Consider the following 23,321-nt stretch of genomic DNA (forward strand, 5'->3'; position numbering starts at 1 on the left):
CATGAGTTTAAATCCGCAAGAAAAATTCGAAAGTCTTGGTTTATCCCTTCCTCCCGCTCCACAGCCTTTAGGAATTTACAAACCGTATTTGGTAGACGGAAAATATCTATATCTATCAGGTCACGGCCCTGTGCAAGATGATAAGTCATTAATTATTGGACGTATTGGAGAAGACATGGATATCGAAGCAGGAAAATTAGCTGCAAGGCAAGTTGGACTGACTATGCTTTCTACCATTGTAACCAATTTTGGAAGTTTAAGCAAAGTAAAAAGAGTCATCAAAGTTTTGGGAATGGTAAATTGTACTTCGGATTTCTTGAGACATCCTTATGTAATAAACGGCTGCAGCGAATTATTTGCAGAAGTTTGGGGGCAAGAAAACGGAATCGGTGTGAGAAGCGCTGTCGGATTTGGATCACTTCCTGATAATATTCCGGTTGAAGTTGAAGCACTTTTTGAATTGTATTAATTAGATTTTTTAAACATATAGAGTCATAGTTTTTTTTTTATGTGTTGAAGATTAAAACAAAGGATTAGATAATCCCGCATAGTCTATGTTTATTGATGCAAAGTGAAACACCTTCAACCAGCATCTAAAACCTATGACTCTATGTGTTTAAAAAAAATTATGTTTACCATAATAACAACCAGCTAAAGAACAACAACCATGCAAAAGAACTGGTGGGAAATCAATTCCGAAACGCTTATCGATACTCCGTTTTTAGCAGTTTACGAAGATCGGGCAAGACAAAATATTGAAAAGCTTATTTCTTATGTCAAAGGCGACACGCAACGATTGCGTCCGCATATTAAAACGCATAAAAATGCCGAAATTTTAGAGCTTTTTAAAATTTATAATATCAAGAAAATAAAATGCGCTACAATTGCTGAAGCTGAACTGGCTTCCAATCAAAATATCGAAGACATTCTTTTGGCGTATCAACCGGTTGGGTTAAAAGCCGAACGATGGATTTCATTAATTAAAAAGTTTCCTGAGATTCATTTTTCAACCATTGTAGACAATATTAAAACGGCTTCAGATTTAAATGAAATTGCCAAAAGAAACAATCTGATTTTGTCTGTTTATTTAGATTTAAATACCGGAATGAACCGAACTGGTTTTTCCATTTCAGAAAATTGGATTGGGTTAATTGATCAAATTTCACAATTAAAAAGTATTCAATTTGAAGGAATCCATATTTATGATGGTCATATAAAAGGAAGTGTTGAAGAAAGAAATTTAGAAGCCTCTAAGTCTTTTGAACAAATTATCAATAAAGCAGAAAATTTTAAAATTGTTGCAGGAGGTTCTAATACTTTTCCGTTTTATGCCTTACAGGAAAATGTAGAATGTAGTCCGGGAACTTTTGTTTTTTGGGATTCTAATTATCAAAATAACTTGCCTGAACAGGATTTTAAGCCCGCATTGGTAATCGTTGGAACGATTATTTCTAAACCCACAAAAAATACAATTTGTGTCGACATTGGTTATAAAGCCGTTTCGTCTGAAAATCCGATTGACAAAAGATTGGTTGTTTTAAATGACGAAGATCTTATTCCAACCGCACATTCTGAAGAACATTTGATTTTTGAAAATAAAGGTCAGAAAGAATATCAAATCGGCGATATTATTTATGCTGAACCGTATCATGTCTGTCCGACTGTTGCCTTATACGATACTCTTCAAGTGGTCAACAAAAAACAGCAAATTTATACACAATGGCCCGTTGGTGCGCGAGGCCGAAAAAATACTATTTAATTTTTAATCTTATGTTTATACTAGACGCCCATTTGGATCTCAGCATGAATGCGATGGAATGGAATCGTGATCTGAGAAACGATGTTCCAACTTTACGAAAATTAGAAAAAGGAATGAACGATAAGCCCGACCGCGAACGTGCGACGGTTTCTTTTCCTGATCTTCGACGCGGTAATATCGGAATTGTTGTGGCAACTCAAATTGCAAGATTCGTAAAACCCGACAGTATCATTCCGGGTTGGAATTCACCAGAACAAGCTTGGGCGCAGACTCAAGGACAGCTGACTTGGTACAAATCTATGGAAGAATCTGGAGAAATGACACAGATTACGGATAAAAAATCGCTTCTAAATCATTTTGATTTATGGAACGACGGAACTCCAAACGACAAAAAACCAATTGGATATATTTTAAGTTTAGAAGGTGCAGATTCAATTGTAAATATTTCCTATTTAGAAAAAGCATACCATTACGGATTACGAGCCATTGGCCCTGCACATTACGGCCCGGGAAGATACGCCAACGGAACCGACGCAACCGGAAAAATGAACCAGAACGGAATTGATTTATTGAAAGAAATGGAACGCTTGAATATTATTCTCGATGCAACCCATTTATGTGATGATGCTTTTTGGCAGGCATTAGATCATTTTAATGGAGCGGTTTGGGCAAGTCACAACAATTGCAGGGCTTTAGTTGATCATAACCGTCAATACAGCGATGAGATGATTAAAGCTTTAATTTCTAGAGGAGCTGTTATTGGCGGTGCTTTAGATGCGTGGATGATGGTGCCAAATTGGGAAAGAGGTATTTCAGATCCAAAGAAAATGAATTGCAGTTTAGAAACCGCTTTCAAACACATGGATCATATTTGCCAACTGGCAGGAAATGCAAATCATATCGGAATTGGTTCCGATTTGGACGGCGCTTTTGGAACAGAACAATGTCCGTATGATTTAGACACAATCGCCGATTTGCAAAAATTGGTTCTGATCTTTAAAAATCACGGTTATTCTGATGAAGATTTAAAAAAGATCTTTCATCAAAACTGGATTGATTTTCTAGTCAAACATTGGGATTAAATTACAGTCAGATTTGGAAAGTTCTCTTTGTATAATTTTAGTTTTTTGTCATTCGGTTCTTCTTCGGTAATAACATAATTTATCTCAGACAAACTAGCGATTTTCATTTTAAGAACCGTATTTAATTTTTCTGTAATCGTTAAAACCGCTGTTTTTTTAGAAGCCTGAATCATTGCTTTTTTAACCTGAACCGTTTCCCAATCAGAATCAGAATAACCGCCGTCAATGTCTAAAGCATTTGTTCCGAGAACCAAAAGATCTGCTTTTATGTTGGCCAATTGATGAAAAGCTTCTCCGCTCACACACATCTGACTGTATGAAGAAATACTTCCGCCAATCATGATGGTTTTGATATTGGGTTTATCTAAAAGCTGTACAGCTGTTAAAGCAGTAATCGTAAAAACAGTCAAATTAAGATCGTTTGGAATTAATCGGATGAACTCGCGAATAGTCGTTCCTCCATCCACAATTAAAACCATTCCGTCATGAAGAAGGCCGACTGCTTTTTGAGCAATAACTTGTTTGGCTTCGACAGCATAAGTCTGATTAGATGAAGAATAGTGATATCCTTTGGTCATCGCGCCACCTTTTACTTTAATCAAAAGCGAGTCGGCGTCAAGTTCATTAATATCACGACGAACAGTATCTTCGGAAACACCAAGTTTAGCCGAAAGAGTTTCAAAACTTACACGCGTATGCAGATTGATCTCTTTTAGAATATGATTTTTACGTTCTTCTTTACTGTAATTTAAAACTTCATTTTCAGTGCTCATGCCGATTGTTTTTTTCTAATTACAAAAATAAACATTTCAATAAATATTTCATCGAAACCAAAAGCGGTATTATCAATAAAATCATTCAAAAACCAGTTTTAAAATCCTTTACCTATCTTTAAAATACCTTTTTACTAAAATTTAAAGTTTTTCTCTTATGAAAAAATTCCTTTTTCTCTTTTTCCTTCTTTCTTTTTCAAATGGAAATGCTCAAAATTCACAGCAGAACATTTCTATAATTCCAGCTCCCAACTTTTATAAATTGACCGGAGACAGTATTCGCATTAACGGAAAAGTTCAGGTGAATTTTATAAATAAAAATTTCAGCGAAAAGGAATCCAAATCGGCAAAAATTTTAGAATCGGCATTAAATGTTCAGGCTTCTTCAAAAAAATCAAATCTGAAAATTGAGTTTAATTCAGATGTAAATTTCAAATCAAAAGAGGGCTATAAAATTGAAATTACTTCGAATAAAATTTCCGTTTCAGGAAAAGAAGAAGGCCTTTTTTATGCTGTTCAGACTTTATTACAGCTTCTTCCGAACAAAATTTCAAGCGAAATAAAACTGCCATGCGTAATTATCGAAGATCAACCGCGATATTCTTACCGAGGCTTGCATTTAGACGTCTGCCGTCATTTTTTCTCTGTTGCTGTTATAAAAGATTTTATCAGACAAATGTCCAGCTATAAATTAAATAATTTTCATTGGCATTTAACAGACGATCAAGGCTGGAGAATTGAAATAAAAAAATATCCAAAACTGACGGAAGTCGGTTCAAAAAGAGCACAGACTTTAGTGGGGAATAAATTCGAAAGATCACCCTTCTTTTTCGACGGAAATCCGTACGGAGGATTTTATACTCAAGAAGAAATCAAAGAAGTCGTGAAATTTGCCGAAGATAATTATGTGAATGTTATTCCCGAAATAGAAATGCCAGGTCATGCTTCCGCAGCCGTAACAGCCTATCCAAATCTGGCTTGTTTTCCCGATCGTAATTATAAAGTTGTAGAATCTTGGGGTGTTTTTGAAGATGTTTTTTGTGCAGGAAAAGACGAAACTTTTACCTTTTTAGAAGATGTTTTGACTGAAATTTTAGCATTATTCCCAAGTAAAAATATTCATATCGGCGGAGATGAATGTCCGAAAACGAGATGGAAAGTTTGTTCGAATTGTCAAAAAAGAATCAAGGATTTAGGCTTAAAAGATGAACATGAACTGCAGAGTTATTTCATTAAAAGAATTGAAAAATTCCTAAATGCCAATGGAAGACAGATTTTTGGCTGGGATGAAATCTTGGAAGGCGGACTCGCACCAAATGCTGCCGTTATGTCTTGGCGAGGAGAATCTGGCGGAATTCACGCTGCAAAACTGAAACATCCTGTTGTAATGACGCCAGAAGGAACCGTTTATTTTGATTACAATCAAGGTTATTCACCAAACGAACCACTTACAGTTGGCAGATTAAGCACTTTAGAAAAAGTGTATCATTATAATCCAACTCCAGTTGACAGTTTAAGTATTGAAGAACAGAAATATATTATTGGAGTTCAGGCTAACTTATGGTCAGAGTATTTAACGAGTCCAGCAAAATTGAATTATATGCTTTATCCGAGAATTTTCGCTTTAGCAGAAATTGCATGGACTCACACTTCGACTAAAAATTACAATCATTTCATTCAAAATCAATTGCCTTATCATTTAGAAAAATTAGAGTTACAAGAAAGATTATATAAAGTTCCAACAGCTTTGGGTTCACAAGAAACGGCATTAATTGCATCAAAATATATTTTAGACTTAAAACCAACAATAAGAAAAGGAAAAATATTCTATACTATTGACGGTTACAATCCTGACGAAACTGCAAACTTATATCAAAATCCAGTAACCATAAATATTCCGAAAGGAGAATATCGAATCATCAAAACCATTCAAATCAGCGAAAGCGGTAAAAGAAGTTCTATTAATAAAATTATTGTCCGTAATCCAGATTTGAAATCAGCGTTAACTATTCAGCCAAAGAAAAATGGATTAAAATATGAATATTTTACAGGAACGTTTAAACAAGTTCAGGATTTAGAACTTGCAAAAGCCGTTAATTCCGGCATTTTAGAAGGCAAAATCAGTGCAGAGAAATGGAAAACAAAATTAGAGCGTTATATCGGTTTAAAATTCAACGGATATATCCTTATTCCAGAAACAGGAAATTATACTTTTTCGACGCTTTCAGACGACGGATCGAAGCTTTTTATAGATGATGAATTAATCGTTGATAATGATGGTATTCATTGGATGAATGAAGCTTATGGCACAATTAAACTGGAAAAAGGATTTCACAAACTCAACATCAGTTATTTTGACTTAACTGGTGGCACGATTTTAAACTGTTTTATTCAGAAAGAAGGTCAGCAAAAAGAAGAAATCAACGCATCACAATTGTATTATGAATAGAAACAAAAACGCTTCCAATAACGGAAGCGTTTTTTAAATATATCAATCGGTTTAATTAACCTTTTAAACTTGCTGCTAAATACTCACGGTTCATACGCGCGATATTTTCAAGTGAAATTCCTTTTGGACATTCGATTTCACAAGCTCCTGTATTGGTACAGTTACCAAAACCTTCTAAATCCATTTGGTGAACCATATTTAATACACGGTCAACTGCTTCAACTTTACCTTGAGGCAACAATGCATATTGAGAAACTTTTGCAGAAACGAACAACATCGCTGACGAGTTTTTACAAGTTGCAACACAAGCTCCACAACCAATACAAGCAGCTGCATCAAATGATTTGTCTGCATCGTCTTTGTTAATTGGAATAGTATTCGCGTCAATTGTATTTCCTGAAGTGTTTACAGAGATAAATCCTCCAGCGTGTTGAATTCTATCAAAAGAACTTCTGTCAACCACTAAATCTTTAATTACAGGGAAAGCTTTTGCTCTAAATGGCTCGATAAAAATCGTGTCACCATCTTTAAACATACGCATGTGTAACTGACAAGTTGTAACACCTCTGTCTGGTCCGTGTGCTTCTCCGTTGATGAATAAAGAACACATTCCGCAGATTCCCTCGCGACAATCGTGATCAAAAGCTACAGGCTCTTCTCCTTTGTTGATTAAACCTTCGTTAAGAACGTCTAACATTTCAAGGAAAGACATATCTGGTTCGATTCCATCGATAGGATATTCTACAATCCCTCCTTTATCTTGAGCGTTTTTTTGACGCCATATTTTTAATGTAAGTTTCATATTTATGTTATGTGTTATAAGTTAAGAGTTAAACGTCATAGGGCTACTACTCCATTTTCGTCTTAGCTAAATAATTTATGTATCCATTTAATATTGCTTTGGTTCTTTCGAACCTTTCTCTAAATTGTTGCAACAAATCTTCTTCAATATAATCCTCATCTAAAGCAGTAATTACTTGATTTAAAGCTTCCGTTAAAGAACCTCTCGCAATTCTGCAGAATTGAATATTTTCTTGATAATGATATCTGCCAAACCCTTCGGCAATATTATCACTAACAGATCTAGAAGATCGTTTTAGCTGACTTGTCAAGGCATATTTTTCGTCAATTGGAAATTTCGAAAGAATATTTCGAGAAACAAAGATTCTTAATTCTCGTGCCGCTTTCCAGCACTCTAAATCTTCGAACGACTTTAAACTCATAACCCTTACTCTTAACCTTTATTATTTATAACTACGTTGAACTAATTTAATATTTTCGTAATTAAGAGGTTCTTTGTGTAATACTGCATCACTTGGTTTTCCTTTGTATTCCCAAGCTGCAACGTATGCAAAGTTATCATCATCACGAAGTGCTTCTCCTTCTTCTGTTTGGTACTCCTCACGGAAGTGACCTCCACAAGATTCGTTACGGTGTAAAGCATCTTTCGCGAACAATTCTCCTAATTCTAAGAAATCGGCAACACGAGTCGCTTTTTCTAATTCCTGATTAAATTCGTAAGCGCTTCCTGGAACTTTTACATCTTTATAAAACTCTTCACGTAAAGCAGCAATTTCTTCGATAGCCTCAGTTAAACCTTTAGCGTTACGAGCCATACCTACTTTATTCCACATAATTTTACCTAATTTTTTGTGGAAATAATCTACAGAATGTTTACCGTTGTTGTTGATGAATTTATTGATTTGATCTACAACCGCTTTCTCAGCTTCAACGAATTCTGGCAAGTCTGTAGAAATTGTTCCCATTTTAATATCTGGAGCTAAATAATCTCCGATAGTATATGGTAATACGAAATATCCATCAGCTAAACCTTGCATTAAAGCAGAAGCTCCAAGTCTGTTTGCTCCGTGATCAGAGAAGTTAGATTCTCCAATTGAGAAACATCCAGGAATTGTAGTCATTAAGTTATAATCAACCCAAGTTCCACCCATTGTGTAGTGAACTGCTGGGTAAATCATCATTGGCGTTACATAAGGATCTTCGTCAACAATTTTCAAATACATTTGGAATAAGTTTCCGTATTTACTCTTAACGATATCAGTTCCTAATTTAGTAACTAAAGCTTTGTCATTTTCATTCAATCCTTTCACGTGAGCAGCTTCTTTTCCATAACGTTCGATAGCCGCCGCAAAATCAAGATAAACTGCTTCGCCCGTTTTATTAACACCAAAACCAGCATCACATCTTTCTTTAGCTGCACGAGACGCAACGTCACGAGGAACTAAGTTACCAAACGCAGGGTATCTTCTTTCCAAGAAATAATCTCTTTCTTCTTCAGATAAATCAATTGCTTTTTTCTTTCCTTCACGAATTGCCTGAGCATCTTCTAATTTTGCAGGAACCCAGATACGTCCGTCATTACGTAAAGACTCAGACATCAAAGTCAATTTAGACTGGTGATCTCCTGAAACCGGAATACATGTTGGGTGAATTTGTGTGTAACAAGGATTTGCGAAAAACGCTCCTTTTTTATGAATTTTCCAAGCTGCTGTTGCGTTACTTCCCATAGCATTTGTTGAAAGGAAAAATACGTTTCCGTATCCTCCAGAACCAATTACTACCGCGTGAGCAGAATGTCTTTCTATTTTTCCTGTGATTAAGTCACGAGCGATAATACCTCTCGCTTTTCCGTTCACGATTACAATGTCAAGCATTTCGTGACGGTTGTACATTTTGATTTTTCCACGACCAATCTGACGGTTCATTGCAGAATAAGCTCCTAACAATAATTGCTGTCCAGTTTGTCCTTGTGCATAGAATGTACGAGAAACCAAAGTTCCTCCAAAAGAACGGTTATCTAAAAGTCCGCCATATTCACGAGCCAATGGCACCCCTTGAGCCACACATTGGTCAATAATGTTAGCAGAAACCTCAGCCAAACGGTGAACGTTTGCTTCACGTGCACGGTAGTCACCTCCTTTTACAGTATCGTAGAACAATCTGTAAACTGAGTCACCGTCACCTTTATAATTTTTTGCAGCGTTGATACCTCCTTGTGCTGCGATAGAGTGCGCACGACGTGGAGAATCTTGGAAGCAGAATGCTTTTACGTTATATCCTAACTCAGCTAAAGTAGCCGCAGCCGAACCTCCAGCTAAACCTGTACCAACTACGATAATATCAAGATTACGCTTGTTAGCAGGGTTTACTAAATTAATATGATCTTTATAATTTGTCCATTTGTCCGCTATAGGACCATTTGGAATTTTTGAATCTAATGCCATTATAATTGATATTAATTATTGTTTGAAATGATGAAATAAAGCGATAATTACGAAAGCTGCAGGAACTACAACTGCAAACCAGTAACCTACTTTCGCTAAAAATCTAGAGTATTTGTTGTGCATCCCTACTGATTGAAGAGAAGATGCAAACCCGTGCCATAAGTGAAATCCTAAAAGAATGAAAGACACACAGTACAATGCTGTACGAACTGGGCTGTGAAATTTATGAACTAACTCTCCATAATACCTAGTAGCATTTGGCGTTTCACCTGCAATATACTTGTAGGTAACTTCAGGAAACCAAAAATCATAAAAATGCAATCCTAAGAAAGCCAAAATAACCAATCCAGAAATAATCATATTTCTAGAACTCCAAGAAGCGTTTGCAGCTCCATTGTATTTAGCATACGCAATTGGTCTTGCCGCGCTGTTTTGAGCTGTTAGAACAAATCCCATTACGAAATGGAAAATTACTCCGAATGCCAAAACTGGCTGCATTACATATTGTATCAGCGGATTGTATCCCATAAAGTGAGAAGCCTCGTTGAAAACGTCTTCACTCAAAATAGAAATAAAGTTTAGGGAAACATGCAGCGCTAAAAACGTGATTAAGAATATTCCCGAAAGAGCCATAGCTACTTTCTTTAAGATGGAAGCATTCAATAGTGCAGATTGTGCCATAAGTGTTTAAGTAGTTTGTTTTAAAAAATTAGACAAAAATAACTCAATTACAAAAGAACTACAACCATTTCGTTGTTATTTATAATGATTTTAAAATAGGCCTGCTCTACGTATTTTTACGTACAGAATTGAAGCCGCTAAAAAATAATTCATTATAGAAAACCTCAAATCACTGCTTTCTAAGCTATACCGAGAAAATTCAATTCTAAGTAGATTACCAAAAATTTATCATATTGTTATTTTATTCAAAGTTTTGATTTGTTTTCTTTAAAAGTTTCATCGCACATAAATTTTGTCTAGGTAAAAAATTGTCATTCCACAACATAGTTTTACCTTTAGCCGCTCAAAAATTTACTAATGAAAACAGGAATTGATGCTATTTCTTTCGACGTAGCAAACATACATTTACCCATAAAAACTTTGGCTGTAGCCAGAAATATAGAACCCGAAAAATTAGAAAAAGGTCTTGGCTTATTGAAAATGACTTTCCCAGACGTTCATCAGGACGCAGTTGTTTTTGGAGCAAACGCTTTAACCAAGCTCATCATTGACAATAAAATTGACTTAAAAGAAATCAGCCGAATTTATGTTGGTACCGAAAGTGGCATTGACAGTTCCAAACCAATCGCTTCTTATCTAATCAGCTTAATGGAGCAGAAATTTGGCGAAAATTCATTAGCAGAATGTGATGTAGTTGACTTTACTTTTGCTTGTATTGGAGGAGTTGATGCGATGCAAAACTGCCTAGATTTTGTAAAATTGAATCCAACTAAAAAAGCCATCGTCGTTACTTCAGATTTTGCAAAATACGATTTAAATTCTGGCGGAGAATACACACAAGGCGCTGGAGCTGTTGCGATGTTAATTACTGCAGACCCCAAAATTATTGCTTTTGATAATAATTGGGCAACAAGCACAAAAGGCGTTTTCGATTTCTTTAAACCATATAGAACTATATCTAAAGAAGAAATTACCCAAAACAACAACAACGATTCTTGGTTTGATAATTTAGAAGCCGAAATCGAAATCCACAAAGATCAGCCGGTTTTTGACGGACAATATTCAAATCAATGTTATATGGATCGTACGCGAAATGCTTACTTTTCATTCAAAAAATTAAAAAATACTACCGAAACTTTATACAACACTTGGCATAGTATCGTGATGCATCTACCTTATTCTTTCCAGGGAAGAAGAATGTTATCTGAAATTTATGCCTTAGATAGTGCCGAAAAAATTATCGCTGATAATATTGCGCCAGCAGATTATCAAACAAAAATTAAAGAAGTAGCAAAATCGGATGATTACAGAAGTTTTGTAACGGAAAAATTACAACCTGCCGAATTGGCTTCTTCATTAATTGGAAACCTTTATACAGGCTCTATTTTCATGGGATTATTATCGACTTTGGCTCATTTTTATGATACTAAAAAAGAAGTTTCAGGAACTAAATTCGGTTTCCTAGCTTATGGAAGCGGATCGAAATCGAAAGTTTTTGAAGGAACTATTCAACCAGAATGGAAATCGGCTTTAGAGAATGTGAAGCTTTTTGAAAATTTAGCCGAAAGCGTAGAGATTGATTTCAACACTTATGAAAGTCTTCATAAAAAAGAACAACAACAAAGCGTTAGAACTCCTAAAAACGAATGGGTTTTAGACAGAATCGAAAAAGAAGTTCCTGTTTTGATTGGAGCGAGATATTATAAATGGGTGGATTAAAATTCCAATTTTTAAATCCCAAATTCCAATAAATAGAAAACCGAAGTATTTGCTTCGGTTTTTGTTTTTATGCCCACATAGTTTGTCTTTTCGGAACGAGACTCGAGCGATAGCGAACAGGCGAAGCAAATCGCACTCGAAAATCGACATGCAAAATCACCAATCTTTGTAGAGTTACTTGCGGAGATTTCTCCTTCGTCGAAATGACAAGATTGAGTAAAAAAAATTCTCCAATTATGAAATTAATACATTGACTAATTCCCTAATTAGAAAACCCTTATTCCTGTATAAAAGAAACCATTGCATCTAAAGTTTCTTTCTGCTGTTGTTCTCTACTGATATCGGCTTTATCGTCTCCCAACTGAAATCCATAATAACCAAACTGGCAATGGTTTGCTCCTTCTATCCGCTGAAACTTTGTTCCTTGAGGTAACTTCGATTTGTTTTCCAAAATAGATCCTTCATCTGCAACTCCGTCTTTTGAACCGTAAATTTTCAAAACTGGAATCTCAATCGCTGCAAGAGAAATATCTCTGGGATGCGAAGTTCCTATTAATATCAACTTATCAATCAATTTAGGGTTTTCATAAACAAATTGCGCAGCCATTTTTCCGCCCTGTGAATGTCCAGCAAGAATATAGTTTTTCGAAGTATCTTCAAAAAGATGTAAATCTTTAGGTTTGTTATACCCTTTTGATGCAAGTCGCCAAGGCATTTTGATCAAATAAACCTTTATATTTTTATCCGCCAATCTGCGACACAGCGGCACATAAGCTTCTGCTTCCACCATTGCTCCAGGATAAAAGATTACAACGTTTTTAAATTCTTTTTTAGGCTCAAATAAATAATAATCAGAAGTACCTTTTACTTTAACCAAATTGTTAGTTTGTAAAAAAGATTTATCTACACCATCAGATTCATAAGAATAAAACAGCCAAATTGTAAATAGCAAACCTGCCAAGATCCATATTGTCTTTAAAATTTTCTTCAGCTTCCATTTTTTTGTTTTCATATTCAACTGATGTTTTTTAATGAAAATTATTCAGCGTCATCAACTTTATAATGTTGTTTAATTTCTTGAAGAATATCAAATACAACGTCAATATTATTTTCCTTGTATCTTCTTGCCCAAAAACTGTAAACCCAAAATGTACTCACTTTTATGCTGTAATCAGGATCTGGATCGCCTTTTGTATTTTGTTTAATTAAATGCAGCACCTTTTTCGAAGCAAACTTGCTGAGTTCTTCATAATGAAAATCAGGATACTGTGTGTTTTTTCCTAAAACCATTATTTTATAGATTTTATTTAAAGCCTCTTCTGGATTTTCAGTCCTATAAAGATCGTTATGACTTTCAATCAAAATATCTATAATAACATTTAGATTGGAATCGTAATAGGTTTCATCTGAAATAAAAGCATAAATCAAAGAACTATAGCTATCAAATGTTTTTTGAATTGATTCAGGGTTTCGCCCAATCATTTTATCAACCGCCGCCAAATCGTCATATCTATAAGAATAAAAACCTGATTCTATTGAGCCTCTCAAATAGCAAATCGATTCCTTTTTGTCCAAACTCAAGAAATCAGATAAAAAAAATCCGAAAAGCTCCTGAACCTTTGATTTGGTATAGGATTCATCAAAAAGCTCCATAAAATAATCTCCTGTTTCAAGATCCGGAAAACTCATTTTACTAAATCCGTAGTAATCGTAATCTGATTCGTTTTCATCATTCTTACTTTCTACTTTTACAGGAACTACCACTTTTGTAACCTTTTTTTCATTTGAAGGAGTTTCGACATCTTCTCCAAATAAATTTTTCAAAATCCCATATAAACTGTCACGATTATAGGATTTTACCATCAATGCGTTAGTCGAAGCCACAAATAATGATCCTGCAAAAACAATTACAGAAATCAAAATCATTAAAAATCCTAACAGCTTTGTTATTTCATTAACCGATTTTTTTATATGCAGTAAAAGGCTAATTAGCAAACTGGAGATGATTAAAATTGCTAAGGAAATAAAAAATCGATCACTAGAGTCATATCCCGGAATTGCTAAATCCAGATCTGAAACAATTGCCACAATAGAAACTATAAAAGCTAGAATTCCAAAACCGAGATTAATAGAAAAGGAATTTCTCCAAAATTTATCATTTGCTACATTCTTGCTTCCCTCAACAATTGTTGAATTGGAATAGAAAATACCCGCAATCAACATTTGAATCAGTACTGAAAACATCAATAAAATTAAAACTGATGAACCAATCAATAAAACAATAGTTGTTGGAAGTCGATTAAAATCGTTTGTGTAATGAAAATCATGAAGCACAAAACTGCCAATCAGGATTACTATAATTTGAATTATTAATATTGTTTTATAAGACTTTATCATTATTGTGTTTAATTATATATTTTTTACTTCATTTAAATTTTAGCAATCTCTTTTGCACGGACAAAAACATCTATCTGAACCTCATTCGGCAACATAAGAAATTTCTCAAAAATATAACCTTTTGGAATGCGTGCGTAAGAAATAGCAAAATAATTTATTGTGAAATAAAGCTTTATTCCTGCTTGTTGTTTTGTTTTTATGTTTTTTAAAATTTAACCGCAATCCCGATAGCTATCGGGATTGCGGTTAAACAACAAAAAATCAATCCTTCTTATGCTGTTCCGTATAATTTTGATTTCCTTTAATTCGGTTGTCTTCCTTGTGCATTCCGTTGGCCATTCCTAACATAAAGGCCGTTATGATAATTATAAATTTTCTTTTTATCCAATGAAGAAGCGGTGGCTTGGATTGCTCCAAACGTGTTTGTTTGTTTTGTTTATACATTTGGAAAATGATAAATGATTAGACATTATTATTTCATCTTATGCTTTGAGACAGCATAAAGCCTCAGAAATTAATTTTCTTAAGCGGTGTATAAACTTTTACTAAAATGTCTTGAAGTGATTATGTCATTTATAAAAACAGATTGATTTATAAATGATATTAGTTCCTGATGAAGCAGATTTAGTAATTTGAGCAGTTTCTTGATTTGAAAAGTAAAGACATTTTCAACATTTAGAAAATTTAAAACAATTGAAAATCGTATTTGATTCCAAGAAACAACCTGCCCGAATTTATAGAAACGAGAAATTTTAAGATCCAATTCCCTTCTTGAAACTCCAAATGAAGATTGATAATATTCTGCCGATTTAGATTGAGAATATAAAGTACCATCGCCCGCCATCACGACAAAAGCCAGAAAGAGTGCAATTAGGTATCTTATGTGTTTTTTCAATCTTTAAGTTTTAATTATGGAACGAAAATACAAATTTTATTTGTTCAGTAATTTTTCGGTTTGATTTTTATAAAGCAACAATCCCAATCCTAAAACAAAAACCGCACAACTTAAAACCATCAAAACACCGTTTTTCAAAGCAAAAAAGGAAACTCCAACAGCAACCGCACCAATTATTACCATTAAAGATTTTAGAGTTTCTGTTTTTATAAAAGTAAAGGCATGAAGCGCCAAACCAAGAAAAAGCAAAGAAGGCCCAACAGCTATAAATGGATAAAAAAGCAATGGAGAATTGCTAATATGCTGGCTTAGTTCCGCTTTTTCGATTTCGTTATTTCCGTAACTCGACATGATAAAATCGATTGTACAAAGCCCGATATGCGCAACAACACCTAAAGTTGTTAAAACAGAACCTACTTTATTCATCTTTGTTTTTGGAAATGCATCATTAAAAGACAATAAAAAACAGGCGCCTATTAAATTAAAACAATGTGCAAAATCTATCGATTCGCTTAAACTTGGCAATAGTTTAGAAAAGAATAAATAACTGATTAGAAAAAATACTAATCCTATTAGGCAGCGTTGTTTTGTATTCATAATTTTAATTCCGTTCATTTTTAAAGTTTCATTTCCATAATAGGCATAAATCGACCTTTTATAGACGTTTCGAATTCTCCAATTTTTATAAATCCCATTTTCACATAAAAATTCTCAGCATTTGGTTCTGAATCGAGAATTATTCTTTCTATTTTTTCTTCTTTTATTTGGTTTAAAAAATCGAGAACTAAATATTTTCCAAATCCTTTTCCAATATATTCTGGTAATATAAATAAATTATCGAGTTCGATTACTTTTTCATCTTTGAAAACATAAGAATAATATCCAAGAATTAACTCATTATCGACCAATTTAAAAACGTTATGATCCCTAATGTAATCTTGAGAAATGGTTAGATTTTTATCCCATTTCTGAATTTGTTCTTCAGAATATCCCCAATAGGCTTTTGACTTTTTGGTTATTGAAGTTAGGATTTCGTTGTCGGTTATGTTAGCTTTTTCTAGTGTCATTAGTTTGAAAATAAGTTTTTAGGCATCTTTAAAATTTAACCGCAATCCCGATAGCTATCGGGAGCAAAGAATTTTCAATCTTAAGTTATGCTGGATAAGCGCAAAGTTCGCAAAGCTTTGAACACAAAACCTTGCGAACTTTGCTTAAACCTTTGCGAGCTTTGCGGTTAAAAAACATCCCAATTATTTATAAATCGTAAACTTATTATGACTCAAAGTAAAACCAAGGTTTTCATAAATCGCCACATTTTCTACTCGCTTTTTATTTGTGGTTACTTCGATGCTTTTTAGATTATTTTGTTCTGCAAAATTTAAAATCTCATTTAGTAACAACCTTCCAACACCTTGGCCACGATACTTTTGATGAATAAAAAATTCTTGTATTTCGCCAACCAATCCGCAATGATGCAGAAGATTTTGGGTGTGAAAGCTAATAAAACCTAAACCTTCTATTTCGTTTTCGGCAATTAGATACAGATTTTTTGGGTTTGAAATATTTTCATTGAATATTGCTTTGAAAATTTCAACATTTAAAATTTCATTCTCTAACTCACAAATTGCTTTGTAAACGAAGTCTAGGTCTTTATTTTGGATTTTTCTGATTTTAATATTAAACTTCATAATGTCACAATGTTTTAGATTTCTCTGCAAAGTATTGTAATTGCTATAAAAACAAAACTAAGATATATTGAAATCGGAAATCCAATTCCTAATTCATGTTGCGAAATACCTTTGTAAAAAGGCAGTAATTTCAAAACAATAGCTGTTAAAATTGGAAGGGAGAATAATACCCAAAAAGCAACAAAATTATCAGGAAAAGAAAACAATCTTCTAAGAATAAAATAAGTCAAAATTGTTATTGAAACTAATGGAACTACAAACCATGCCCAACTGGCTTTTATAATAGCCGACATAGCAGATCCAAGTACCAATGTTAATATAAAAACAGTAAATCCGCCAAAAAACAAATAAAAGAATGTTGCCAAATATTGTCCTGATTTTTGTTTCGCAAAAAATCCCACTAAAATAAAAGACAGAATAACCATAAAACCAAAACCAGTCGTTAATCCACGATCGTTTTCTCTATCATATTTTGCCGCTAAAAACATCCAGACCCAAACTAAGAAAAGCGAAACCAATAAAAAAATGGCACTTTGTTTGACTGTTAAATATTTAACATCTGTACTTAATTTCATTTCTTATTAAAAAATTTGCTCCCTCAAGATTACACAATTCTAAATTCAAAACCTATTCAATAGTCAGAAAAATTGTATTTTTAAACACAGAAAACTATTTGCAAAATGTATCACACAAACTCCGTCTTGTTTTCTACATAAACTAAATAAGGTAAAAGAATTTTAAATATCTTTGAATCATGAGCACAGTAAAACCAAAACATATCGGCAGAAACATTAGCCGAATTAGAGAACTGAGAGATATGAAGCAGGAAGCGCTTGCTATTGCAATCGGTACAAACCAGCAATCGATCTCGATTATTGAAGGAAGCGAAAGTGTTGATGAAGAAAAACTAAACAAAATTGCACTTGCTTTAGGAGTTACACCCGAAGCTATAAAAAACTTTTCTGAAGATGCTGTTTTTAATATTATTGGAAATACTTATAATGATGATTCTTCTTCTATAAAAAACTATAATTGTACTTTTAATCCGTTGGATAAGCTTTTGGAAGCTATTGATAAGAATGAGAAACTTTATGAAAGATTGATTCAAATAGAAAGAGAGAAAGCTTCTTATTTGGAGAAATTGCTTGATAAGAAATAAAGATTTATTTTTATAAAAGAAAAACCGAAGCTTCCTTATTGAAAGCTTCGGTTTTTTTTATGTTTTTCATATTGTTAATGAAATGAATTGAAAATTTAAGTTATTAAGTATATTGAATAAAATAACAAGCAACCTTTGATATTGGCTCAAAAAAAACATAAAGATCTCCTCCGCAAAAATTTAATTCTTCAAAATAATTTTTATTCCAATCGTTTTCAGGAACTATAGTAGAACTTTTCATTTTTGAGCCATTGTGCAATTGACATAAAAATTTCATTTTTCTTCCGGATTTTGGACAAGTAGGAATATATTGTCCCTGCATCCAATTTGGCATTCCTGAATCTATATTACCAGAATACTCAACACTTTTTTTAAAATCAAATCTTTGCTCTTCAAAAATTATAACCGAATCTTTTTTAACCTCGTTAAAAGATGTTTCACAAGTCTCGACATCTTCTAAATTTAAAATAACCGGAAATGTATGGTCCGAATAATCAAGAAAAATTTCCTCAAAATTCAAATATAAAGGACAAGTTAAATGTATTTTAAACGGTAACCATTTAAAATTATCATCTTCATTATTAATAAATCCTAAATATTGAAAAGGAATACAGCAATTATTACTTGGACACTTGAATTCATCCGAAAAATCACCTCCTAATTGATGAAATCCATTTGGGTTTTCGTGAAATTTGAGAATATAATTAATTTTAAAAACTGGTAATTTGTATTGAGTTTCATCAGATTGCAGTTCTCGCTCTTTAATCCGGGAATAAACAGTCAATCCCTTCATTTCTTCATAATATTGATATGCTTTTGAAGGCTTACCATTTTCAAAAACCAATTCAATACCTCTGCCTAAACCTATTACCGTTTCTTTATTCGTAATTTGTGTCTCAATTATATCTTCATAATATTTCTCTCCATTAAACCGAATTTGTGTTTCTGCAATGTAGATTGACTTTCGTTTATTTAGAACCCTATTTATTACTTTTTTAATCATTAATGTAAGTTTTACTGGTTTTTCTCAAAACAACGATATACAAATTAATGCAATTTAAGACTCATTTCCTAAACGAAACTTCTTATGAAACCGAGTTTGCGTGAGGAATAGAGCCTTTTATGAAGCGGAGCGGAGTAAAAGATATAGCCGATAGCCCGACCCGGAGGGGCACGCCATTATTTAAGATGCTGAGATTTTTCAATCTTTGTGGAGTTTCGAGTATGATTGCTTCCCAGTTCGCTATCGCTCGAGTTTCCTTCTTCGAAATGACAAGATTATGGTTAACTATGACTTTGAAAAGAAAAAATCTGCTAAATCTGCTAAATCTGCGTGAGACAAAATCGCCAATCTTTGTAGAATTCCGAGTGTGATCTCTCCTTCGTCGAGATGACAATACTATGTAAAAAAACTTCGTGCCTTAGCGCCTTCGTGGCAAAACCAAAACAAATAAGAAAACTTTAATAAATCTATTATACGCCACTTCTTCAAAAATCATTAATTTTGAAAATTCGAAGTTCAAAAACGAAATAATTATGAAATATCATCAAATAAACAGCGCTCTTTTTGTAAAAAACCGCAGAAAGTTCATGGCTGAAATGAAACCTAATTCTGTTGCAGTATTCAACTCAAACGACATTTATCCAGTTAGTGCCGACAGTACTTTACCGTTTGCACAACACAGAGATATTTTTTATCTGAGCGGTGTAGATCAGGAAGAAAGTGTTTTGCTTTTGTTTCCGGATGCGCCTTGTGAGCACCAAAGAGAAATACTTTTTTTAAGAGAAACCAACGATCATATTGCAGTTTGGGAAGGCGAAAAACTGACTAAAGAACGCGCTTTTCAGGTTTCGGGAATTAGAACGGTGTATTGGTTACAAGATTTTCATAAAGTTTTGAACGAAATGATGACGTACGCTGATACGATGTACATCAATACCAACGAACATTACCGCGCATCAGTCGAAACTGAAACTCGTGAAGCTCGTTTTGTAAAATGGTGGAAAGAGCGTTATCCAGCGCATAACGTTGCAAAAAGCAACCCAATTTTACAAAGACTTCGTTCTGTAAAAGAAAGCGAAGAAATCGATTTGATTCAGCATGCTTGTGATATTACAGAGAAAGGTTTCCGAAGATTATTAGGATTCGTAAAACCAAACGTTACAGAATATGAAGTGGAAGCGGAACTGGCACACGAATTCATCCGCAACCGTTCTAAAGGTTTTGCTTATACACCGATTATCGCTTCTGGAAACAATGCGAATGTTTTGCATTATATCGAAAACAATCAGCAATGTAAAGAAGGTGATTTGTTATTATTAGACGTTGCAGCAGAATATGCAAATTATTCAAGCGATATGACCAGAACGATTCCTGTTTCAGGAAGATTCTCTGAAAGACAAAAAGCGGTTTACAATGCGGTTTTAAGAGTTAAAAACGAGGCTACAAAAATGCTTACGCCAGGAACACTTTGGAAACAATATCATATTGAAGTAGGTAAAATCATGACTTCTGAATTACTTGGTTTAGGTTTATTAGACAAAGCCGATGTTCAGAACGAAAATCCGGAATGGCCTGCTTACAAAAAATATTTCATGCACGGAACTTCTCACCACATGGGATTGGACACGCACGATTACGGATTGCTTCACGAACCAATGAAAGCGAATATGGTTTTCACGGTTGAGCCGGGAATCTATATTCCGGCAGAAAAATTCGGAATCCGTTTGGAGGATAACGTTGTGGTTCAGGAAAAAGGAGAACCGTTCAACTTAATGCGAAACATTCCAGTTGAAGCTGACGAGATTGAAACTTTAATGAATGAATAAATAAAAAAGAGGCTGTCCAATAATTTTTTGAACAGCCTTTTTTTTATATTGATATTTCTTGAAAACCCGCCTAATCAGACGCAGATTGTACGGATTCGCTAACGCGAAGACGCGGATTAAAACGGATTTTTAATAATCTAACTAAAAATTTATATAGACAATCCGTTTTAATCCGCGTTTTTACGAAGTAAATCTGCTTTATCCGCGTTACCAATCGATTTATTGCATTATCCATTAAGAATATAAAAAACTACATGTCGCTCCTCTGGAGCTTTATCGGTTCTAATAAATAAATTTTCTATAAATAATCTGGCTTCTCCGAAGCTGATTTTCTAAAATCAAAGAGATTGGAGAATACTTGATGAATAAACCACTTATAACTGAAAGTCAACGAGGTTGGTAAACTTAATTATAACCACAAATTGCACAAATTTTCGCAAATTAATTTGTGTGAATTTGCGTAATTTGCGGTTTTTAGCTCCGCTGGAGCTTTATCGTTTACAATAAATAGAATTTCTATAAATATCTGGCTTCTCCGAAGCCTAACCTGATTAAAAGCTGATGAATGAATAGACATAAAAAAAGCCCTTAATAAAAATATTAAGGGCTTTTTTAATTTTATAAATCGGTTATTATCCGATTTTTGAAATCTGCACATCCAATTGGAATTTACCTGCAGCTTCGTTTTCATCAATCAAGTCAAAAAGCTCTAAAGCTCTTCTTGCGTTTTTCTCTTCTTCTCTTTGCTCAGCTACATACCACATCATAAAATCTTCTGTAGCATAGTCATTTTCAGCTCTACATTTTGCGATTACTTTATTGATTGCTTGAGTAACTGCAATTTCGTTTTGCAAAGCAATTTCAAATACTTCTCTCAAAGAAGCAAATTCTTGCTGCACTTCTGGAATAGATGGCGTAACTGCAATCCCTCCCATATCTGTAATATATTTGAAAACTTTTAGAAAATGCTCTCTTTCTTCTTCGGCTTGCTTGTACAAATAAGATGCTGTATTTGCATAACCGTTTCTATCTAACCATGCAGCCATAGCTAAATATTTGTTAGAAGCATCGCTTTCTAATTTTGCCTGTAAGTTCAATATATTTTCTACACCTTCAACTAATGAAGTACGTGTTCTTAGTAAATCTTTCATAACCTTTAATTTTTATAGGTGTAAAATTACTAAAATTAAAGGAGACAGCCCTAACTGCCTGAAAATTTGGATTTAATCTAAGTAAGAATCTAAATAAGCTCCACATTTACCATATTACAAAGCATAGAATGTAAATTAAGGGTAAATTTAGTACCGTTTAGTAAATCTCTTAGTTGCACGATTTCGCAGATGGTAAGATTTCTGGAAAAATTTCTTTTGGTAGTTTCGATCAGCTGTGCATCTGACTGATCTGATAAATCATAAAGCATATTCAAAATGTCAACACTATTCACCTTTCTTTGAAAAATCAAAAAATCTTGAATCTTATAACTTGACACAGTATCAACAAAATTGATGATTATACTATTGGTCAAATCACATTGATAACTATATCCTTTTTCGGTTTCAAATAATACTTTGGTGGTCAAATCACTAACTAACATTCTGATAAAATATGATAACGGTGCAAAAATATATAATTTAAAGTAATTAAACACATAATTAAGACTAATTTAAAATAACAAAAATTGTTAATCTATTTAAAAATAGCCGAAGTACACTAAAAACTGTAACATTCTAAGGCGTCTTGAGTCTAATTTTGAAAACAAATAACTAAGAAATTATGCAAGCGCACGAAATAGATTATCAGATTTTTGGAGAAGAAATGCAGTATGTGGAGATAGAATTAGATCCGCAGGAAATTGTTATTGCCGAAGCTGGCAGTTTTATGATGATGGAAAACAATATCCAGATGGAAACCATTTTTGGAGATGGTTCTCAACAACAAGGTTCAGGTTTGTTTGGCAAACTTTTAAGCGCCGGAAAAAGAGTACTTACCGGCGAAAGCTTGTTTATGACAGCATTTTTAAACCAAGGTAATAGTAAAAGTAAAGTTTCATTCGCATCGCCTTATCCCGGAAAAATTCTTCCGATTGATTTAACTGAATTTCAAGGCAAATTTATCTGTCAAAAAAGTTCATTCTTATGCGCTGCCAAAGGTGTTTCTGTTGGAATAGAATTTTCTCAAAAACTAGGACGTGGTTTATTTGGCGGTGAAGGTTTCATCATGCAGAAAATTGAAGGAGACGGAATGGCATTTGTACATTCAGGAGGAACAATGGCAAAAAAAGTATTAGGTCACGGGGAGGTTCTAAAAGTAGATACAGGATGCATTATTGGTTTTACCAAAGATGTCGATTATGATATTGAATTTATTGACGGGATCAAGAATTCAATTTTTGGTGGTGAAGGTTTATTTTATGCGACTTTAAAAGGCCCTGGAACAGTTTACATCCAGTCGTTGCCTTTCTCAAGATTGGCTGACAGAATCATTGCATCGGCACCTAGATCTGGTGGAAACAGTCGTGACGAAGGAAGTTTGCTTGGCGGATTAGGAAATCTTTTAGATGGCGACAACCGATTTTAGTTTATAGAATGGCTTACAGAAATGTGAGCCTTTTTTTTAGCCACGAATTGCACAAATTATCACTAATT

Annotated in this window: 24 protein-coding genes; 8 read left to right on the forward strand and 16 right to left on the reverse strand. The window is 33.8% G+C overall.

Annotated elements, in window-relative coordinates; genetic code table 11:
- Position 1: 1 nt before the first annotated feature.
- The 3 genes from GSY47_RS22645 (at position 2) to GSY47_RS22655 (ending at position 2,841) form a co-directional block, all read left to right on the forward strand.
- Positions 2–469, forward strand: a complete 468-nt coding sequence (locus GSY47_RS22645) for a RidA family protein (protein WP_179004296.1) — start codon at positions 2–4, stop codon at positions 467–469.
- Between the two features lie 198 nt (positions 470–667).
- Entirely contained in the window at positions 668–1,759 is a 1,092-nt protein-coding gene (locus GSY47_RS22650; RefSeq protein ID WP_179004294.1) for a D-TA family PLP-dependent enzyme, read from the forward strand.
- Positions 1,760–1,770: 11 nt separating this feature from the next.
- Positions 1,771–2,841: a dipeptidase gene (locus GSY47_RS22655; RefSeq protein WP_179004292.1), complete on the forward strand. Its 1,071-nt coding sequence runs from the start codon at positions 1,771–1,773 to the stop codon at positions 2,839–2,841.
- Here GSY47_RS22655 and GSY47_RS22660 read toward each other — a convergent pair.
- Positions 2,838–3,614, reverse strand: a complete 777-nt coding sequence (locus GSY47_RS22660) for a DeoR/GlpR family DNA-binding transcription regulator (protein WP_179004290.1) — start codon at positions 3,612–3,614, stop codon at positions 2,838–2,840. The genes GSY47_RS22655 and GSY47_RS22660 overlap by 4 nt on opposite strands.
- A 157-nt stretch (positions 3,615–3,771) precedes the next feature.
- Between GSY47_RS22660 and GSY47_RS22665 the strand changes: the two genes are divergently transcribed.
- On the forward strand, positions 3,772–6,063 hold the full coding sequence (locus GSY47_RS22665; protein WP_219071543.1) for a family 20 glycosylhydrolase: 2,292 nt from the start codon (positions 3,772–3,774) through the stop codon (positions 6,061–6,063).
- A gap of 55 nt (positions 6,064–6,118) precedes the next feature.
- Here GSY47_RS22665 and GSY47_RS22670 read toward each other — a convergent pair whose 3' ends face one another.
- Genes GSY47_RS22670 through GSY47_RS22685 form a run of 4 tightly spaced genes read right to left on the reverse strand, consistent with a single transcriptional unit; the run spans position 6,119 to position 9,989 of the window.
- Complete coding sequence (locus tag GSY47_RS22670; protein ID WP_091494507.1) at positions 6,119–6,865, reverse strand: succinate dehydrogenase/fumarate reductase iron-sulfur subunit; 747 nt, start codon at positions 6,863–6,865, stop codon at positions 6,119–6,121.
- Positions 6,866–6,911: 46 nt separating this feature from the next.
- Positions 6,912–7,286, reverse strand: a complete 375-nt coding sequence (locus GSY47_RS22675) for a four helix bundle protein (protein ID WP_179004286.1) — start codon at positions 7,284–7,286, stop codon at positions 6,912–6,914.
- Positions 7,287–7,307: 21 nt separating this feature from the next.
- Positions 7,308–9,308, reverse strand: coding sequence for a fumarate reductase/succinate dehydrogenase flavoprotein subunit (locus GSY47_RS22680; RefSeq protein WP_179004284.1), 2,001 nt, complete (start codon positions 9,306–9,308; stop codon positions 7,308–7,310).
- A gap of 15 nt (positions 9,309–9,323) precedes the next feature.
- The gene (locus GSY47_RS22685) at positions 9,324–9,989 is read right to left on the reverse strand and encodes a succinate dehydrogenase cytochrome b subunit (RefSeq protein ID WP_179004282.1); all 666 of its coding nucleotides are present in this window, start codon (positions 9,987–9,989) and stop codon (positions 9,324–9,326) included.
- 357 nt (positions 9,990–10,346) lie between these two features.
- Here GSY47_RS22685 and GSY47_RS22690 point away from each other — a divergent pair, with 357 nt between their 5' ends.
- A complete protein-coding gene (locus GSY47_RS22690; protein WP_179004280.1) occupies positions 10,347–11,708 on the forward strand; it encodes a hydroxymethylglutaryl-CoA synthase family protein in 1,362 nt (453 codons plus the stop codon).
- A 277-nt stretch (positions 11,709–11,985) separates the two neighbouring features.
- Here the strand turns inward: GSY47_RS22690 and GSY47_RS22695 are convergent, their stop codons facing one another.
- From GSY47_RS22695 to GSY47_RS22730, 8 genes are all read right to left on the reverse strand, one after another.
- Positions 11,986–12,720 (reverse strand): alpha/beta hydrolase, encoded by a 735-nt coding sequence (locus GSY47_RS22695; RefSeq protein WP_179004278.1) that lies wholly within the window; start codon positions 12,718–12,720, stop codon positions 11,986–11,988.
- A gap of 26 nt (positions 12,721–12,746) precedes the next feature.
- Positions 12,747–14,105 carry a hypothetical protein gene (locus tag GSY47_RS22700; RefSeq protein WP_179004276.1) on the reverse strand — a complete coding sequence of 453 codons (1,359 nt, stop codon included), beginning with the start codon at positions 14,103–14,105 and terminating at the stop codon, positions 12,747–12,749.
- Between the two features lie 261 nt (positions 14,106–14,366).
- Positions 14,367–14,549, reverse strand: coding sequence for a hypothetical protein (locus GSY47_RS22705; protein WP_179004275.1), 183 nt, complete (start codon positions 14,547–14,549; stop codon positions 14,367–14,369).
- A 79-nt stretch (positions 14,550–14,628) separates the two neighbouring features.
- Positions 14,629–15,000 (reverse strand): hypothetical protein, encoded by a 372-nt coding sequence (locus GSY47_RS22710; protein WP_179004273.1) that lies wholly within the window; start codon positions 14,998–15,000, stop codon positions 14,629–14,631.
- A gap of 36 nt (positions 15,001–15,036) precedes the next feature.
- Positions 15,037–15,615, reverse strand: coding sequence for a hypothetical protein (locus tag GSY47_RS22715; RefSeq protein ID WP_246611379.1), 579 nt, complete (start codon positions 15,613–15,615; stop codon positions 15,037–15,039).
- A gap of 2 nt (positions 15,616–15,617) precedes the next feature.
- Positions 15,618–16,067, reverse strand: a complete 450-nt coding sequence (locus GSY47_RS22720; protein ID WP_179004271.1) for a GNAT family N-acetyltransferase — start codon at positions 16,065–16,067, stop codon at positions 15,618–15,620.
- Between the two features lie 183 nt (positions 16,068–16,250).
- The gene (locus tag GSY47_RS22725; protein WP_179004269.1) at positions 16,251–16,688 is read right to left on the reverse strand and encodes a GNAT family N-acetyltransferase; all 438 of its coding nucleotides are present in this window, start codon (positions 16,686–16,688) and stop codon (positions 16,251–16,253) included.
- Between the two features lie 14 nt (positions 16,689–16,702).
- Positions 16,703–17,263 carry a hypothetical protein gene (locus GSY47_RS22730; protein ID WP_179004267.1) on the reverse strand — a complete coding sequence of 187 codons (561 nt, stop codon included), beginning with the start codon at positions 17,261–17,263 and terminating at the stop codon, positions 16,703–16,705.
- A gap of 179 nt (positions 17,264–17,442) precedes the next feature.
- Here GSY47_RS22730 and GSY47_RS22735 point away from each other — a divergent pair, with 179 nt between their 5' ends.
- The gene (locus tag GSY47_RS22735) at positions 17,443–17,847 is read left to right on the forward strand and encodes a helix-turn-helix domain-containing protein (RefSeq protein ID WP_179004265.1); all 405 of its coding nucleotides are present in this window, start codon (positions 17,443–17,445) and stop codon (positions 17,845–17,847) included.
- 103 nt (positions 17,848–17,950) lie between these two features.
- Here GSY47_RS22735 and GSY47_RS22740 read toward each other — a convergent pair whose 3' ends face one another.
- On the reverse strand, positions 17,951–18,850 hold the full coding sequence (locus GSY47_RS22740) for a hypothetical protein (protein ID WP_179004264.1): 900 nt from the start codon (positions 18,848–18,850) through the stop codon (positions 17,951–17,953).
- A gap of 533 nt (positions 18,851–19,383) precedes the next feature.
- On the opposite strand from GSY47_RS22740, the gene GSY47_RS22745 reads away from it, so the two are divergent.
- Complete coding sequence (locus tag GSY47_RS22745; protein WP_179004262.1) at positions 19,384–20,676, forward strand: aminopeptidase P family protein; 1,293 nt, start codon at positions 19,384–19,386, stop codon at positions 20,674–20,676.
- A gap of 632 nt (positions 20,677–21,308) precedes the next feature.
- On the opposite strand, the gene GSY47_RS22750 is transcribed toward GSY47_RS22745, so the two are convergent.
- Both GSY47_RS22750 and GSY47_RS22755 read right to left on the reverse strand, forming a co-directional pair.
- The gene (locus GSY47_RS22750) at positions 21,309–21,827 is read right to left on the reverse strand and encodes a ferritin (protein ID WP_179004260.1); all 519 of its coding nucleotides are present in this window, start codon (positions 21,825–21,827) and stop codon (positions 21,309–21,311) included.
- An 89-nt stretch (positions 21,828–21,916) separates the two neighbouring features.
- Positions 21,917–22,270 (reverse strand): hypothetical protein, encoded by a 354-nt coding sequence (locus tag GSY47_RS22755; protein WP_091494488.1) that lies wholly within the window; start codon positions 22,268–22,270, stop codon positions 21,917–21,919.
- 179 nt (positions 22,271–22,449) lie between these two features.
- On the opposite strand from GSY47_RS22755, the gene GSY47_RS22760 reads away from it, so the two are divergent.
- Positions 22,450–23,253: a TIGR00266 family protein gene (locus GSY47_RS22760; RefSeq protein ID WP_179004258.1), complete on the forward strand. Its 804-nt coding sequence runs from the start codon at positions 22,450–22,452 to the stop codon at positions 23,251–23,253.
- The last annotated feature ends 68 nt before the right edge of the window (positions 23,254–23,321 follow it).

It is taken from the genome of Flavobacterium quisquiliarum (assembly GCF_019308285.1).
In the GTDB taxonomy this organism is placed as follows: domain Bacteria; phylum Bacteroidota; class Bacteroidia; order Flavobacteriales; family Flavobacteriaceae; genus Flavobacterium; species Flavobacterium quisquiliarum.

Excerpts from the sequence above, each read along its gene's own strand:
- GSY47_RS22755 (WP_091494488.1), bottom strand. The coding sequence starts at position 22,270 with ATGTTAGTTAGTGATTTGACCACCAAAGTATTATTTGAAACCGAAAAA.
- GSY47_RS22760 (WP_179004258.1), top strand. The coding sequence starts at position 22,450 with ATGCAAGCGCACGAAATAGATTATCAGATTTTTGGAGAAGAAATGCAG.
- GSY47_RS22650 (WP_179004294.1), top strand. The coding sequence starts at position 668 with ATGCAAAAGAACTGGTGGGAAATCAATTCCGAAACGCTTATCGATACT.
- GSY47_RS22735 (WP_179004265.1), top strand. The coding sequence starts at position 17,443 with ATGAGCACAGTAAAACCAAAACATATCGGCAGAAACATTAGCCGAATT.
- GSY47_RS22745 (WP_179004262.1), top strand. The coding sequence starts at position 19,384 with ATGAAATATCATCAAATAAACAGCGCTCTTTTTGTAAAAAACCGCAGA.
- GSY47_RS22675 (WP_179004286.1), bottom strand. The coding sequence starts at position 7,286 with ATGAGTTTAAAGTCGTTCGAAGATTTAGAGTGCTGGAAAGCGGCACGA.
- GSY47_RS22720 (WP_179004271.1), bottom strand. The coding sequence starts at position 16,067 with ATGACACTAGAAAAAGCTAACATAACCGACAACGAAATCCTAACTTCA.
- GSY47_RS22665 (WP_219071543.1), top strand. The coding sequence starts at position 3,772 with ATGAAAAAATTCCTTTTTCTCTTTTTCCTTCTTTCTTTTTCAAATGGA.
- GSY47_RS22690 (WP_179004280.1), top strand. The coding sequence starts at position 10,347 with ATGAAAACAGGAATTGATGCTATTTCTTTCGACGTAGCAAACATACAT.
- GSY47_RS22670 (WP_091494507.1), bottom strand. The coding sequence starts at position 6,865 with ATGAAACTTACATTAAAAATATGGCGTCAAAAAAACGCTCAAGATAAA.
- GSY47_RS22705 (WP_179004275.1), bottom strand. The coding sequence starts at position 14,549 with ATGTATAAACAAAACAAACAAACACGTTTGGAGCAATCCAAGCCACCG.
- GSY47_RS22645 (WP_179004296.1), top strand. The coding sequence starts at position 2 with ATGAGTTTAAATCCGCAAGAAAAATTCGAAAGTCTTGGTTTATCCCTT.
- GSY47_RS22730 (WP_179004267.1), bottom strand. The coding sequence starts at position 17,263 with ATGAAATTAAGTACAGATGTTAAATATTTAACAGTCAAACAAAGTGCC.
- GSY47_RS22740 (WP_179004264.1), bottom strand. The coding sequence starts at position 18,850 with ATGATTAAAAAAGTAATAAATAGGGTTCTAAATAAACGAAAGTCAATC.
- GSY47_RS22750 (WP_179004260.1), bottom strand. The coding sequence starts at position 21,827 with ATGAAAGATTTACTAAGAACACGTACTTCATTAGTTGAAGGTGTAGAA.
- GSY47_RS22685 (WP_179004282.1), bottom strand. The coding sequence starts at position 9,989 with ATGGCACAATCTGCACTATTGAATGCTTCCATCTTAAAGAAAGTAGCT.
- GSY47_RS22680 (WP_179004284.1), bottom strand. The coding sequence starts at position 9,308 with ATGGCATTAGATTCAAAAATTCCAAATGGTCCTATAGCGGACAAATGG.
- GSY47_RS22660 (WP_179004290.1), bottom strand. The coding sequence starts at position 3,614 with ATGAGCACTGAAAATGAAGTTTTAAATTACAGTAAAGAAGAACGTAAA.
- GSY47_RS22715 (WP_246611379.1), bottom strand. The coding sequence starts at position 15,615 with ATGAACGGAATTAAAATTATGAATACAAAACAACGCTGCCTAATAGGA.
- GSY47_RS22725 (WP_179004269.1), bottom strand. The coding sequence starts at position 16,688 with ATGAAGTTTAATATTAAAATCAGAAAAATCCAAAATAAAGACCTAGAC.
- GSY47_RS22700 (WP_179004276.1), bottom strand. The coding sequence starts at position 14,105 with ATGATAAAGTCTTATAAAACAATATTAATAATTCAAATTATAGTAATC.
- GSY47_RS22655 (WP_179004292.1), top strand. The coding sequence starts at position 1,771 with ATGTTTATACTAGACGCCCATTTGGATCTCAGCATGAATGCGATGGAA.
- GSY47_RS22695 (WP_179004278.1), bottom strand. The coding sequence starts at position 12,720 with ATGAAAACAAAAAAATGGAAGCTGAAGAAAATTTTAAAGACAATATGG.